The sequence below is a fragment of the Halioglobus japonicus genome (assembly GCF_001983995.1).
GTDB classification, from domain to species: Bacteria; Pseudomonadota; Gammaproteobacteria; order Pseudomonadales; family Halieaceae; genus Halioglobus; species Halioglobus japonicus.
The window spans coordinates 59,749-74,270 of sequence record NZ_CP019450.1 but is presented as its reverse complement, the minus strand read 5'-3'; the positions used below and the strand labels follow the sequence as shown (position 1 = coordinate 74,270).

At 47.6% G+C, this 14,522-nt stretch carries 11 protein-coding genes and 2 pseudogenes; 8 read left to right on the top strand and 5 right to left on the bottom strand.

The window, feature by feature from the left end:
• Positions 1 to 72: 72 nt before the first annotated feature.
• Positions 73 to 1,219, bottom strand: a pseudogene (locus BST95_RS00375) (IS3 family transposase).
• A 297-nt stretch (positions 1,220 to 1,516) separates the two neighbouring features.
• Between BST95_RS00375 and BST95_RS00370 the strand changes: the two are divergent.
• The 6 genes and pseudogenes from BST95_RS00370 to BST95_RS20210 form a co-directional block, all read left to right on the top strand.
• On the top strand, positions 1,517 to 2,647 hold the full coding sequence (locus tag BST95_RS00370) for a DegT/DnrJ/EryC1/StrS family aminotransferase (protein WP_084197697.1): 1,131 nt from the start codon (positions 1,517 to 1,519) through the stop codon (positions 2,645 to 2,647).
• 13 nt (positions 2,648 to 2,660) lie between these two features.
• Complete coding sequence (locus BST95_RS00365) at positions 2,661 to 3,143, top strand: GNAT family N-acetyltransferase (protein ID WP_169843801.1); 483 nt, start codon at positions 2,661 to 2,663, stop codon at positions 3,141 to 3,143.
• 273 nt (positions 3,144 to 3,416) lie between these two features.
• The gene (locus BST95_RS00360; RefSeq protein WP_169843800.1) at positions 3,417 to 4,640 is read left to right on the top strand and encodes a glycosyltransferase family A protein; all 1,224 of its coding nucleotides are present in this window, start codon (positions 3,417 to 3,419) and stop codon (positions 4,638 to 4,640) included.
• A gap of 574 nt (positions 4,641 to 5,214) precedes the next feature.
• Positions 5,215 to 6,735, top strand: a complete 1,521-nt coding sequence (locus BST95_RS00350) for an ABC transporter ATP-binding protein (RefSeq protein WP_084197693.1) — start codon at positions 5,215 to 5,217, stop codon at positions 6,733 to 6,735.
• Positions 6,736 to 7,125: 390 nt separating this feature from the next.
• Entirely contained in the window at positions 7,126 to 8,742 is a 1,617-nt protein-coding gene (locus tag BST95_RS00345) for an acyltransferase family protein (protein ID WP_084197692.1), read from the top strand.
• A 689-nt stretch (positions 8,743 to 9,431) separates the two neighbouring features.
• Positions 9,432 to 9,560 (top strand): annotated as a pseudogene (locus BST95_RS20210) (IS3 family transposase); the annotation flags it as partial.
• 38 nt (positions 9,561 to 9,598) lie between these two features.
• Here BST95_RS20210 and BST95_RS21200 read toward each other — a convergent pair.
• Positions 9,599 to 9,940: an FkbM family methyltransferase gene (locus BST95_RS21200; RefSeq protein WP_084197690.1), complete on the bottom strand. Its 342-nt coding sequence runs from the start codon at positions 9,938 to 9,940 to the stop codon at positions 9,599 to 9,601.
• Between the two features lie 592 nt (positions 9,941 to 10,532).
• Here BST95_RS21200 and BST95_RS00325 point away from each other — a divergent pair.
• The gene (locus BST95_RS00325) at positions 10,533 to 10,781 is read left to right on the top strand and encodes a hypothetical protein (protein ID WP_084197688.1); all 249 of its coding nucleotides are present in this window, start codon (positions 10,533 to 10,535) and stop codon (positions 10,779 to 10,781) included.
• Between the two features lies 1 nt (position 10,782).
• Here the strand turns inward: BST95_RS00325 and BST95_RS00320 are convergent, their stop codons facing one another.
• Positions 10,783 to 11,907 (bottom strand): nucleotidyltransferase family protein, encoded by a 1,125-nt coding sequence (locus BST95_RS00320; protein WP_084197687.1) that lies wholly within the window; start codon positions 11,905 to 11,907, stop codon positions 10,783 to 10,785.
• A gap of 78 nt (positions 11,908 to 11,985) precedes the next feature.
• The gene (locus BST95_RS00315; protein ID WP_084197686.1) at positions 11,986 to 12,234 is read right to left on the bottom strand and encodes a hypothetical protein; all 249 of its coding nucleotides are present in this window, start codon (positions 12,232 to 12,234) and stop codon (positions 11,986 to 11,988) included.
• A gap of 338 nt (positions 12,235 to 12,572) precedes the next feature.
• Here BST95_RS00315 and BST95_RS00310 point away from each other — a divergent pair, with 338 nt between their 5' ends.
• Positions 12,573 to 13,391 carry a tyrosine-protein phosphatase gene (locus BST95_RS00310; protein ID WP_084197685.1) on the top strand — a complete coding sequence of 273 codons (819 nt, stop codon included), beginning with the start codon at positions 12,573 to 12,575 and terminating at the stop codon, positions 13,389 to 13,391.
• Here the strand turns inward: BST95_RS00310 and BST95_RS00305 are convergent.
• The gene (locus BST95_RS00305) at positions 13,347 to 14,186 is read right to left on the bottom strand and encodes an MraY family glycosyltransferase (protein ID WP_084197684.1); all 840 of its coding nucleotides are present in this window, start codon (positions 14,184 to 14,186) and stop codon (positions 13,347 to 13,349) included. The genes BST95_RS00310 and BST95_RS00305 overlap by 45 nt on opposite strands.
• Positions 14,187 to 14,522 lie beyond the last annotated feature (336 nt).

Sequence of the window (14,522 nt, the reverse complement as noted above, 5' to 3'; positions counted from 1 at the left end):
GAGAGCGAAGAGTGCCAATCCAGAAAAGTGAAAATTAGTAGTACTTCATAGCTTTGGACTTCCCAGCCTTTACTAGACGCCTTCTAGCTCCGCGAAATAGGCCTCTTCAAACTTAGCCGGCGAAACACCACCCTGAGGCTGCGGCGCTTCACTGGACTGTAGAACATTTCGATAAAATTGAATATCTCCGCCTTGGCTTCCTCGCGTGTTGAGTAGATTTCTCTTTGGGTGACACGTTTTTTGAAGGTGGCGAAGAAGCTTTCAGCAACGGCATTGTCATGGCAATTCCCGCGACGACTCATCGACGGCTCCAGATTAGTCTCCTTCATAAAGGCAAGATAATCGGCATTGTCATATTGGCTGCCCTGGTCGCTGTGTACCAATACGGTTCTCTTTGGCTGCCGTTTCCAGACCGCGATTAGCAAAGCCCGAATAACCAGGTGCAGATCCATGGTTCCATCCATCGACCAGCCCAAGATGCGACCGGAGAATAGGTCCAACACTGTGGCCACATACAAAAAGCCTTTATACGTACGAACATAGGTAATGTCGTTCACCCATGCCCGATTGGGCTCTTCAGGATTAAAATTACGATCCAGCACATTGGCTGCAACATTCGCCAGATTGCCACGCTTGATATAACAGCGCTTGTAGCCGATTTGAGACTTTATCTTGTTCACACGCATAATCCTCGCAACGCGATGAACGCCGCAGCTTTGTCCGGTCTCGCGCATATCCCGATGAATCCCGGGACTACCGTACGTCGCTTCGCTGGCAATATAGAACTGCTTGATCAGCTTCAGTAAACGCTGGTCCTCTATTGCCCGGTTCGACAGGGGCTTGTCAGGCCAGGCGTAAAAGCCACTGAAGTGCAATTTGAATATCCGACACATGGCTCTGACAGAAGAGGCTGAACGATGGTCAAGGATAAAGGCGTACTTCACCCGGGGTCGTTGGCAAAGTACGCGGCGGCCTTTTTAAGGATATCATGCTCTTCAGTGACTCGGCGAAGATCCGCCTTGAGCTTGGCAATCTCTGCCTGGTCGTCGACCTAGTTCGCCTGTTGGGGATTGGGCTCTCCATATCGCCTCTTCCACGCATACAAACTGTGGGTGGTCATACCCAATCGTTCCGCGACCTCGATGACAGAATAGCCTCGGTCCGTGCCTTGCTTGACCGCTTCAATCTTGAATTCTTCTGTGTATCGCTTGCTGGTCATAAACATCTCCAATAGAGTTACATTTTAACGCTATTAGGTGTCTAGCAACCCCTGGGAAGTCCACTTTTACGCGTGACTCTTTGTAACAGGTTGTTTTCGGTGAGCTTTCAGTAGATTGAAACTTTATGTTTGCTTTTAGTATTTGTGTCAGGAAATTCTCGAATATTTATCCATGACTGGAGTATTGAATACAGCGTTCCCGTACTCTATATATAGGTGGCCAATAGATTGGCTGAAGTGTTGTTTTGAAATTTAAAACTATGCACTTTAAAAAGTGATTGGCAGGGAGGAGGTGATATGAGTATACAGTTGTTCGTTCCTAAATTTAGAGTCGATGAGTGTCTGAACGAAGTTAAGGAGTGTCTTGAAAAAGGTTGGACTGGTCTAGGGTATAAGACAGTAGAGATTGAAGAAGAATGGAAAAAATATACAGGCTTGGAGCACGCGCACTTTATTTCCTCGGCCACTGCCGGGCTGCACCTCGCCTTGTATGTGCTTAGGAAGCGGTATGGCTGGAGTGATGGGGACGAGGTTATTTCCACATCACTGACATTCGTTTCAACTAATCATGCAATCAAGTATTGCAATTTGATGCCGGTGTTTGCGGATGTCGACGACCATCTGTGTTTAGACCCGATCGATGTAGAGAAAAAAATCGGCGCAAATACAAGAGCGATAATATTTGTCGGCATAGCGGGAAACACAGGGCAGTTCAATAAAATTGTAGAGCTGTGTAGAAAGCATAATTTGAAGCTTGTACTTGATGCCGCTCATATGGCTGGCACTAGGCTGGAGGGTAAGCATGTAGGGCCGGGCGCCGATGCGACTGTGTTTAGCTTTCAGGCTGTAAAAAACCTGCCTACTGCTGATTCCGGTATGATTTGCTTTGCAGAAAGAGAGGACGATGAAGTCGTGAGAAAGTTGACTTGGTTGGGGATAAATAAGGACACATTCTCTCGTACAGTTGGTAAGGGGGCCTACAAATGGAAGTATGACGTTGAAGATATTGGATTTAAATATCATGGGAATTCAATCATGGCCTCTCTGGCACTTGTGGGCCTAAAATATCTCGACAATGACAATGCATATCGCCGTCAACTAGCGTCTTGGTACAGGCATGGATTGGCTTCGGTTTCTGGTGTTGATTTGATACCAATCGCTCCTGACTGTGAATCGTCTACTCATTTATTCCAGATACTCGTAGAAGAGCGAGATCGGGTCATTATGGCTTTAAATGACCATGAAATTTACCCGGGCGTGCATTACACAGACAATACGGTGTACGAGATGTACTCATATGATGGGTGCGAGAATTCTCGCTCGAGGTCTTTTTCAGATAAGCTCCTCTCATTGCCTATGCACCTTGGCGTTACTAAGAAAGACGTTGACTCAATCGTAGAAGTTGTTGGTATGTATGGAAATAAATAAGCAAGAAATATACATGCGTGACGGTGATCTAGAGTTAAGATCACTTGAGGGTGACGATCTAGCGTACACACTATCTTGGCGGAATAGTCCTGACGTGCGGAAATGGTTTTTAAACGACGCAGTTATCACTGAGAAAGCTCACAAAGATTGGTACCACCGGAATCTGTCCAACGATAAAGATATTGTATTAATTGGACATGGAGGCACCACTAAAGAAAGAGTCTGCCAAGTATCTATTTACAATATTGACGAAAGTTCAGCGACTGCCGAAGTTGGACGTTTCGTTTCTAACCCTAGAACGGTTGGTATGGGGTTCGTGAGAAGGTCCATAATATTGTTGATTGAATTCGCTTTTAGCGAATTGGAAATGCAGGAGCTTTATCTTGAGGTTAAAGATGACAACTTCCGAGCGATTGAATTGTACAAATCACTAGGGTTTAAGGTCACGCTGGAAAGTGAAAAAATGCTTAGAATGGGTTTGTGCAGGGCTCAATAATGCATGATTTTTCGAGAAGGATGCACCTTCGATTTTGTATATTGAGCTCATTCTACAGTTTTGGTGTCATTGAGAGCTAGGTGCGCCAAGTCAAGAAATCCTTTGGATAGATGTAAGGCGGTTGTGGAAGTGAGCGTACTAAATGACGTTCTAGGTATCACAGACACTCTGCATCGGAGATGATAGTTCGAGCCGAATCACAAGTGTTCTCAGGGGTAATTGTTAGTGCTATTTACTTAGATAGAAGCACTTAGCTTTCAGAAGGGTATTAAAGTGAAAGGTCCGAATTTTATATCAGTAGTTATACCGACCCACAATCGTGGAAAATTAGTACGGTTTGCTATTGAGAGCGCTGCCTCGCAAACCGATGAGAATATGGAGATTATAGTTTCCGATACCTCTACACGGGTAGAGGATCAGTTGCAGGTTAGAGAAGCTGTCGAGAAAGCCAAGTTAAATAGTTCTGTTTCTGTCTCTCTTGTTCGTCCCGATAAGAGGCTAAATATGGCCGACCATTGGGAGTTTGCAGCCAAGGGTTTCACTGGTGATTACCTGGCCATACTCTGTGATCATTACGCATTGAGACCAAGTGCAGTTTCGACCTGGCGTGAGATAATTGGAAATTCAGCGTCTAGCCCCGACATTGTTATGTCAAATGTTCGCTCAGGATACTCCAGTGTTACTCGTACTGAGCGTACAGCATCTTTCACGGGTGAAATTGTATCGAGAAGTGCGCAGGATGTTCTGAGGGATTTCTTGAAGTTTGACGCTTGGAATGATGATTCGATGTTGGCTACCAATCTGCCGCGGGGTATGAACTGTCTTTATAGTAGGAGGATCTGTGATGCTGTTCGTGACCAGCACGGGAAGCTATTTCATGAAATCTCCCCGGACTATACATCGTCGTTTCTTTTGTTGGCACACGCATTAGACGTTTTGTTGGTGGATAAACCTTTCTATTGTACTTTCGGATCTCAGAGTAATGGTCGAAATTCTGTGGTTAATGGCATGGAAAAATTCCTCGAAAATTACCCTGGCGTAGATCCTTTTCAGGATTGTCCTACTCGAATACATGCAGTTCAGAACACCTTGTATAGAGATTTCTACGCCATGAAGAGAGTAGAGCCCAAGCTTGGCGACTACCGTATTGATACTGTGGGTTACTGCCTGTCGCTATATCGCGAAATAATAGTCAAGGAGTTTCATGGTTCTGGTTTAGATACTAAGGACATGAAAGCTGAGTGGCATCACTATGTTGGTACTCTTGATTCTGAATCACGCCAAAGAATAGACCACGGAGTTGAGGTTTTAGCAGCTCGAAGAAAAAAAAACACTCTCGTTCGAAAAGTACTCTTTAAGCTGGGCCTTTTTGAGAAGTCACGAGATGTCTATCGTGAAGCTCGAATCAGAATTGGGAATGCAACTGGTCGTCCTCAGCTCCGTTATGAGAATGTAGTGAATGCGGTTGCTGGCACAGACAGTTATTTGAAAGATTGACAACTAAAAGCAAATGCTGACTGGTCTTTATTGGTTGATCTGAAAACCCTAGTTAGCTAAATGTTTGACTCATCTTAGAGTAGTCCCGCTCTGTTTTCTTTCTGCAGAATACCACCAAAGACTAGTATTATAAAACGTTAGTTCGATGGTGCGGTGTTGAACTGAGCCGTTAAAAAATGAATATTTGGCATGCAGGGAATGTCTGCCTGATCGAGAGGGTTCCATATCAAGGCAGCAGTATGCGGTCGAAAGCTTTTAAAGGTTAGATGGTAAGTAAGTTCAGAATATGATCAGTCGCTTAGTGGCATTTTTTGGATCGTTCTAGAAGAAATACATATCTATTGGTTAATTTGATGCAAATAGTTCGAAAGCTTTTATTTTTACTTCAGCCAAGAGAGCGAATTCAGCTCTACTTACTGATGGCTGCAGTCATATTTAGCGCGATGTTTGAAATGATTGGAATCGCCTCGATTTCACCATTTTTGACCACTGCCACGAATCCCGAAGCAGTTTATGCTAACGAATGGTTGAGCTTTGCGTATAGATACTCGGGGCCGAATCTCCAGAGGAATTTTTGATTTATCTTGGTGTTTTTTCTTCAACCTTTATTTGCATTAGTAATGCCTTTATTGCTTTTACTCTCTGGGCGCAGCTCAGAATTGCGGGAAATTTCCGCTACTCTATTTCAACCAGATTGATGGCTCATTACGCAGAACAGGATTATACGTTTTTTTTAGACAATAATACTGCTGAGCTTCACAAGAATTTGATATCGGAAATTGATTTCGTATCTAGCTCGATCCTCAGGCCTGTGTTGCGATTTATAGCGCGCTTAATAGCTTCCATCGCGATAATACTACTAATTGTCTTTATGGACCCGATACTCGCAGCGATTGTTGGCTTTGGTTTTGGACTGGCTTATGTGCTTGTTTTTCTTTTTGTTAGGCGGAAGATTAGTAGGCAAGGGGAGTTGAGAGCAAGCTCCAATACTGATCGAGCGAAGTCAGCCAATGAACTGTTGGCCGGCATAAAGACCATAAAGATGCTTGGTAAGGAGACGTATTTTCTCCGTAAATTCGCGATAGCAGTGAAAGATAACACCAGAACGACGGCGATGAATGGTTTCTTGGGTGAGCTTCCTAGATATCTTCTGGAAGCTATTACGCTAGTAAGCGTCATACTTGTGGCTACTATTTTCCTCGGGACAGACGAAAATTTTATACAGAAAATTCCGATGATGGGAGTGTACATTTACGCTGGCTATCGCTTGCTCCCAAATTTGCAGCAAGTGTACGCGTCATACGTCCAGCTAGGCTTCGGCCATGCAGGGCTCGACAATCTCTATTTGGCTATGCGCGAAGTGACTGAAATAAATTCGGAACCTGATCCAAAGGTCGAGAAGCGGTTTAGATTGAGTGATTGTATCGAACTGCGTGATACAACATTCACCTACCCAGGCGCGGATAGACCAAGTTTGGATTCACTTAATTGCAAAATATTAGCTCATAGAACATATGGTGTGGTTGGAAAAACAGGCGCGGGAAAAAGTACATTCATTGATTTGTTACTTGGCTTGTTACCAGGCTATCGAGGCGCAATATTAGTTGACGGCTGTCGACTGTCGGAGCGAAATCTTGGCGGCTGGAGAAAAACTATCGGTTACGTACCTCAATCTATCTACCTCAGTGACACTACTATCTCCGAAAATATCGCGTTCGGTGTGCATAAAGATTGCATGGACGAGGAGAGGATTCGAAGGGCCGCAAAGATAGCCCAGGCCGATGAGTTCATCCACTTGCTACCGAACGGCTTTAAAACTGTAGTGGGTGAGCGTGGGGTCCGTCTTTCAGGAGGCCAAGTCCAGAGGATTGGCATAGCAAGGGCTTTGTATAGCAGCCCGGAAATACTCATTTTCGATGAGGCTACTAGTGCGCTGGACAAAGATACCGAGGCCGCTTTAGTAGAGTCTCTTAAAAAACTCCATGGAAACAAAACAATTATAATAGTTGCTCATCGCCTAGAGACACTTAAATACTGCGATAGCATCATTAGGCTAGAGAATGGTTCGATCGCCGAAATAGAAAATTTGAGCTAATGACCTTGCCAGTTTTTTGGTTGAGTAAAATCTTCGGGGTTTACATATTTTTCACGGTGTTGGGGATACAGCATGAAGTATCGTCCAGAGATTGATGGGTTGCGAGCCGTGGCGGTGGTTCCGGTGCTTTTTTTCATGCCGGGATTTCAACTTTTTCTGGTGGCTTTGTAGGCGTCGATGTTTTCTTTGTTATTAGCGGTTACCTGATCACCTCGATCATAGTTAGAGACCAGAAAAAGGGGCTTTCTCTGTCTCTAATTTCTATATGCGTAGGCTAAGACGTATATTGCCGGCACTTTTTCTAGTGACGTTTTTGACGATTCCCTTTGCTTGGCTTTGGATGCTTCCGGATGATTTGGATAGCTTTGCGAGAAGTGTTCTTAGTATCCCATATTTCGTTTCAAATATTTTTTCTGGAGCGAAATCGGCTATTTCAATACAGATGCAGATCTCAAGCCTTTGCTGCACACTTGGAGCCTTGCTGTAGAAGAACAATTTTACCTTCTCTTTCCTGCATTTCTTGTGACGACGGTGCACTACGGCGCCAAACCTCAGGTAGTACTTTTGATAATCCTTGCGGTAGCTAGTTTACTGCTGGCAGAGTGGGGCTGGCGTAACGCTGAATCAGCGAATTTTTACCTCGCACCGACTCGGGCTTGGGAGCTATTAGTCGGTTCTATCTTGGCGCTCTCAAGCGTTCGGTTGAGTGTGCAGTCAGCCAATTATGTTTCTATGGCTGGTCTGGCACTAGTTACATTTTCTATCTTAGTTTTTGACGAAACTGTCCCAACTCCATCGATATATACTCTTGTGCCTGTGTTGGGTACCTCTCTTATACTTATAGGAGCGGTTCGGGGAACGCTGGTAAATGCTCTTCTATCTATGCGTTTATTGGTTTTTATAGGACTCATAAGTTACAGTTTGTACCTGTTCCACCAGCCAATCTTGGCGTTTTGGCGTATACGCACGCAAGACGAAATATTGGGCTTCGATGTCCTCTATTTTCTTATTACTACATTTGTATGTGCGGCGCTTTCATGGAAGGTTGTGGAGGCGCCAATGAGACGATCTAGTTTTATGCCTGCAAGGTTGTTTCTTGCCACATTAGCACTGTCTATTGCGATTCTATCTCTTTTTGGGGTTCATGTGGTTCGAAATGAAGGCTTGCCTAATAGACTTTCATCCATAGTTAATGACCTTGATGAAATCGGTTCGTGGAGTAACTACTGCCTTTTTCAAATTGATGATGGCGCGCCGAGAGATATGCCAATGAGTGATTGTCGTTACGGTCGTGACAGGAATACAGCGTACGCAATCTGGGGAGATTCTATTGCTGCAGCTGTGGCTCCTTCTGTTGCAGCCGAATTTGCGAATCTTGATATAGGCCTGCTACAGCTAACGCATGGACATTGCGCACCAATAAGTGGGGTAGAGCGCGCGTATCACAGGTGGTCATCAAACTGCAGAGAGTTTAACAAAGTCGCTATCGAAATGATTTTATCTAATAAGATTGACACGGTTATATTGATGGCGAATTGGGATGACTTTTTTGGCTCAGAGTATCTCGATTTCGGAGGCGGGGACATATTATCAAATAACATTAACGTATCTGAGCAATTGGCATCTAGCCTCGATTCAACTATAGATATACTCAGAAGCAATGATATTAGTGTGACAGTTGTCTACCCTGTAGTAAGAAGCTCCAAAGACGTCCTACGTTATATTCAGCAGTCATTGGTACATCAAGTAGAATGGCCTCTTGTCCAGGAGACCCGAGCAAATGCACTCAATTCGTCTGAGTTTAGTTACAGAATTTTGGACAGAATATCACGCCCTATTACTAGAATTTATCCCGAGGCAGAAATGTGCGAGGAGGGCCTCTGTACGCTATCTTCCAATGGTGAGTTACTAGTATCTGACAAAATTCACCCTACAGAGCAGGGCGCAGCCAAGTTGGCGAAATTTTTTGTGAGATCTATGCCGATTAAGTCAGATATAGTGAACTGATGTACCCTTGGAAATTCTCGTGATAGAGGGAATGCTTCATTCTAGAATAGTTGTTCTTTCTATCGGCTGATTTGAGGAGATGAGTTTTCTCTCCATAGGCTCTGGAAGATTTCAGTATTGGTCGAAACTTGATGCACGGATATTTACTGATACTTCCTATATAGAAAGAGTGTCGCAGAGGGAAGAGACTTGGATATCGAGCAGCTGAATTTACAAGATGAAGATGTTTGGACAGAAGTTAATGAGCTCCAAAAATTGTGCTTTGGGGATTTCTCACCAACGCTCCAGGCCCACACTCTTCGCGATTCCCATCCAGAAACAGTTATGCTGGGAGTCTAAGGCGGGGGGTAACTCAAGGCAGTTAATGGTTTCATCGCCCACAATGTTCATCGTAACGGAGTACATGGATTGGCCTATCAATCTTATATGAGTGCAACCCACTTTACATTTGGTGGACGAGGAGCGTTTACGGAAATCATAAAAAACTCAAAGGACATATTGGCAGCGTAAGGAGGTGGCTTTATCCTCGATTATCCAAACCAGAATTCCGCTCCCATTTTCCTCAAAAGCTTGGGTTTAAAGATGTATCTATGTCCGTTGCCTATTTGCCTAGTCGACTCCCTGGCTTTGCTATAAATGAAGCGCTTTTTATGTATAGGTGCAGAGGGGCTTGCAGGGCACCGTTCAGTGAGGCGAAGCGGGACATCGGTTGCTACCTGATGGACTACTACAACTGGCAACGGCCGCATCAGTACAACGGGGGTCTATCGCCCGCTGACGCAGAAAATAGACCTAAACCATTGTCCGAGAATAGTTGACCACTACATCTCATACCCTGGGCTATGGCGGAGATGTCTCACAAGGTTCCCTTGGGCAATATCTCTAATGAAGGGGCCTTGCTCGAATGGACTAGAAGTACGTTTCGATCTTCGTGGTCTTCAATGCTACCTAGGTCAACTCTATCTGAGCAGGAAGGGTCAAGAGCAACGTATCCACACCGCTCGAGTAGGTTGGCTGCTTCTCTATTCTTTTCCGCTCCACCTAACCATTCGCAAATGTACTTGCAATTTCCTTGCTCCAGAACTTCTCTCGCGCCTAGAAGAACTTTGCCTTCAACCCCTTCGACGTCTATCTTAACATGGTTTGGCTTTAGTCCGTGTGTCGAGCAGAATTTGTCAATAGTGGTGACCGATACCATAGTATGAATCCATACGGGTCCCTAGGAATTCCGCATCTAGAGAAGTGCTATAAGCCATATCACCTCCAGGATCGAAAATTTGGAGCTGACTCTCTATGTTTGAGATTGCTAAAGGATAAATCTTAACGTCAAGGCCGGAAACTAGTCGGGTCTCCTCAGGAAGTTCCGCTATTCTTTGTATTGGTTCAAAGGCATCAACAGATGAATTGGGGCAAACGGCTTTGGCAATAAATGCAACAGATGGTTGACTTCAATCTCTTTGTGCCGGCCAATATGGTCTACTTTGGATTTCTTACTGGCGTGTTCTTTCACCCCTATTCTGAATCGGCTCCGAGACCTAGCAAGCGCAACACGCCCCGCGTTCCTGTTGAACGCTCGAAGCCGCTGCTACAGCCGGTGGATGAGGGTAGTGACAGAAATCCGTTTATGGATTGAGCCCGGAGCAAGGCCCTGATTGGATGTCTAGACGTTATTTGGGAATTTTTGCAGGCGTATTCTTGGTGCTGGCAATCGTCGGAACTTCGGTGTTGCGAACAACGGGGTTTTTATCCACGATATTTATCGTGTCCAGGAGCGGCTGGGCGGCGACAAGATGACCCACGCCTTGATGGGTGCTGCATTTGTGATTGCTGGCTGGCTCTTCCTGTCTGGAGGTAGTCCAGTGGCACGCATGCGCAAGGCGTTTGGTTTGGCCCTTGTGCTGGTGTTACTGGAAGAAGGCTCGCAGGCACTTATTCCCAACCGATCGTTTTCACTGTCTGACTTGACGATGGGCGTTGTGGGTGCGGCCAGTGTCTATTTATTCGGCTGCTTTATTATGCGTAAGCTGCCTTCAGCGTGACCTATCCCTTCAAGTTATTGCGGATATACCCTGTAAGTTTACCAGGGCTCACTAGCATCTTTTTCCCAAGGTGCCGAACTCGGCCTAATGTATCGAGGTAAGTCGCTGTTCTCGCATTGTTGTACCGAGCCTTTATAAGTCGCTCAGTGAGCGCATTGGCTTTAGCCTCTGTAAATGACATGGGCGCTTCTACTTCGAATAGCCACTTGAGTGAATAGAAAAATTGTTCCCCTCTAATGCCACATGTCTGGGCCACGCTGGCGTTATCAATTTTTGTATTGTCGGCCGCGGCCTCGCTCATCAACTGTATGTAGTCCAAAGCAGGCCGAATCGGCACTCGGCAGGTGGCGGCGTAGCCATCGTGAACGAAACTCCCGAGAATCAGGTGAATGGCACGGTGTTCGAAGCTGGGCACCCTGAAACGAATGTCGCCGGCGGTATGTGTAGCTGCGGTGTTGAGCAGGTCCTCTAAAATTCCTGCCTGATCGAAGCCAGCGGGGAGATGGTAACGATGCAACTCGACCAATGCCGTTGCTTTTGGGTGTGTCATCGGTGGCAGATGGTGGTGGTAGCGAGATTCTTTTAGGGCTCTCTCAATGTCTCTATGCGTGGTGACATTTCCTTTGTTGTCGTTGGGCCTTGTGGTAGTAAAACGATAGCCCGCCTCCACCAGCTGCTCGCAAGCGGCGCGCAAATTAGCGGGCTCGACGACCACGTCGATATCCGCTTGGTCTCTCGCCGCGAAATCTGCTGCCTTCGAACTCAAAAGGGTTGCAGTACCTTTTAGGAATATAGGCGTTATTTCTGCCTTGTTGAGGGTTTCGGCCAGCCTCAGAGCTTGTGCGTAAATGGACATTGTCCGCACGGCAACTTGCCTGCCAAGTCCATTCAGCGATGCAGGGGTTGTTTCTGGTGCGCAAGAGAGGTGGGCGCACGCGTTTAGCTTCGCGGCTAGCGCAGGCAGGCACTGATGGCTGCTCGCGAGGTCCACGAGTGTCGGCCAGCTATCTGTCGAATTGATGCGCTCAATGTAACTCGTCGGTTCACTATCCGTCAGCAATAGGCACAGCAACTGTAGCTGCTCCCAGCCTGTGAGGCTCGAGCCAGTGCGACTTTTAGCGGTCATGTGTGGAAGGAGGGTGGTGCAAGCATGGAAGACCTCTATGGAGAGTTGTCTTCCAGCGGTGGGGGTTATTAAGTGAAATCAGAGAGATGGCCGCGTTGTCGTCGCTGTTGGAGTCGCACCTACCTGATTGTGTGTGGCTGCGGTGAAGATGCTTTCACAGGCCTCTGGCGATGCTATGGTCGCGATTTCGTTGTCGCCTAGGCTTTGTATGCAGCCATTGGCAAAATGCGCCTGAGCGCTGCCACCCTTCATGACCATCAGGCGGTCGCCGGGGTACAGGAACATGCTCTCAGTGGCCTCAACGTAGCTTTCAACCTGATCTGCCATCACGGGAGCCTGCACGTCAGTATGGTTTGCTTGTCTTCGGCGGTGGCAGATAAGCCGGTGGCCACGGCAATCAGCATGAAAATAGAGGTCAGAAGCTGTTTCATTGATCACGATATCCCTGTAAGTCAGATTAATATGTCGCGCGCGCTTCTTCTTAGGGGCTCTTATCTTAATGGCAAGGATAGGAGCGAACTTGGGGCATGGCAAGGTGAAAATCGCACCTTTCTTCGTTGCCTAATGTATCCATTTTGCGGTGTTGTCTTGCCTACCCGCTCGGTTTTGTCATACTGAACCACTGATGGTGCTGTTTTCTTACCGTTTTTGGTTCTGCTGTTCTTATGATTGATCTTCACTGCCATATGCTGCCCGGGATAGACGATGGTGCCCGGGACCTCGAATCCGCCCTGCGTATGGCTGAACTGGCCGTAGCCGACGGCATTACGATGACCGCCTGCACTCCGCATATCTATCCGGGCTTGTTCGAAAACACACACGCCGGTATCCGCGAGGCAGTGGCCAGTTTTCGGGAAGAGTTGAAAAAGGCGAATATTCCTCTGGAATTGACGTATGGCGCTGACATTCAGGTGGTGCCGGACCTTGTGCGGGGCCTGCAGGATGGCACCCTGCCAAGCTTGAATAGCAGCCGCTATTTCCTGTTTGAACCCCCGCATCATGTGCCCCTGCCACGTATGGCGGATTTGATTCACAACGCCTTGCTGGCGGGTTATGTGCCTGTTATCACCCATCCTGAGCGGCTGACCTATATCGAGTCAGATTTTGACAAATTCGTGGGGGTCGCCCGGGCCGGCGCCTGGATTCAGCTCACAGGCGGCAGCCTGCTGGGGCGGTTTGGCCCCCGGGTAAAGAAAATTGCCGAGCGTTTTCTGGAAGAGGGTTACACGCATTTATTGGCATCTGATGGCCATAATCTCAAGAATCGCACGCCTGAACTGCGCGAGGCACGTGACGCGGCCGCACTCATCGTGGGCGAGGAAGAGGCTGACAGATTGGTGCAGGGAAGACCCGCAGCGATTATTGCCAATACTGCACCAGGTGAGGTGCCGCTGCCCTGGGGGTTGGACCCAGAGGGTACTCGCCCGTTTAATCCCTCATCACGGCAGAAGGGCTGGTTTGCCAGGTTTTTTAGTGGCGAGTGACTCCGCTTTTATAACGAAGCCACAGTGAATAGCGAACAGCAAGAAGTAGAGTGCCAGGCTGACATAGGCAGGGAGCGCTTCCAGCGCCAGGCCCGCCGCCGCCGCAATCGCACCGTACGAGACCATCACCGCCAGCGCCGCGCGTTTGCCAAGTCCCGTAGTATCCACCAATGTGTGGTGCAGGTGCATGCGGTCTGCTTCCATCAGTGGAAGCCGTTTTCTCGCGCGCCGCAGCATGGTCGCCAGCATATCCATGAGTGGCAGACATACCAGCCAGAGTGCCGTTACCGGTTCGATGATCGCCGTTTCCCCTTGCGAAAAAAATACCAGCGCTGCAGTGACCAGAAAACCAAGGGTAATGCTGCCGCTATCACCAAGAAACATTTTCGGCAGCAGCGCATTGTTGGGGCCCAGGTTGAACAACAGGAAGACACCTATCGGAATGAGCATCAGCAGCAACGCGTTGGCGTGGGGGTGGCCGGCGTTTACCGCCAGGCCAAAGAGCACCGCCAGCGGCAGCGCGACCAGCGATGATGACACCCCGTCGATTCCATCAAGCATATTGTAGGCGTTGCACAGCCCGGCCACCGAGAGTGCTGTCAGTGGCGCTGCGAGCAAGAGCAGGGGAATGTCTCCCATCGCGAGTAAGTTGCCGACATTCTGTATAGATATTCCGCCCCAAGTCGCGAGCACAATGCCCGCGCCATACTCGATGCCCAGCCGGATCCAAGGGTTGATGTGTTTCACATCGTCAAAGACGCCGATAATAAAAACGAACGCCGCGATGGCCAGCATGGCCCAGGTGAAGGGGGAATGCCAAGCAAGAAAGAGCCGGTGATGATGGTCAGGAAGATCGCGAGACCACCGGACAGGGGAATAGCGCCCACGTGGCTTTTGCGGCTATCAGGGTGGTCCAGAAGCCCCACGCGAAGGCCCACTGATACGCTCGCCCGAGCAAGCACTAGGGCAATCAGCAGGACTTGGAGAACCAGTATTAAGACACCCATGTTAAAACTATCTATCGCTTCGAAAATACAACAGCTAAGTAACAAAAAGACTAGGGTATGATCCTTTGTCTTGTCAAAGCCATTCCGCGCTCTTGAGCCTAGTTGATACGCTTAGTAAACAATT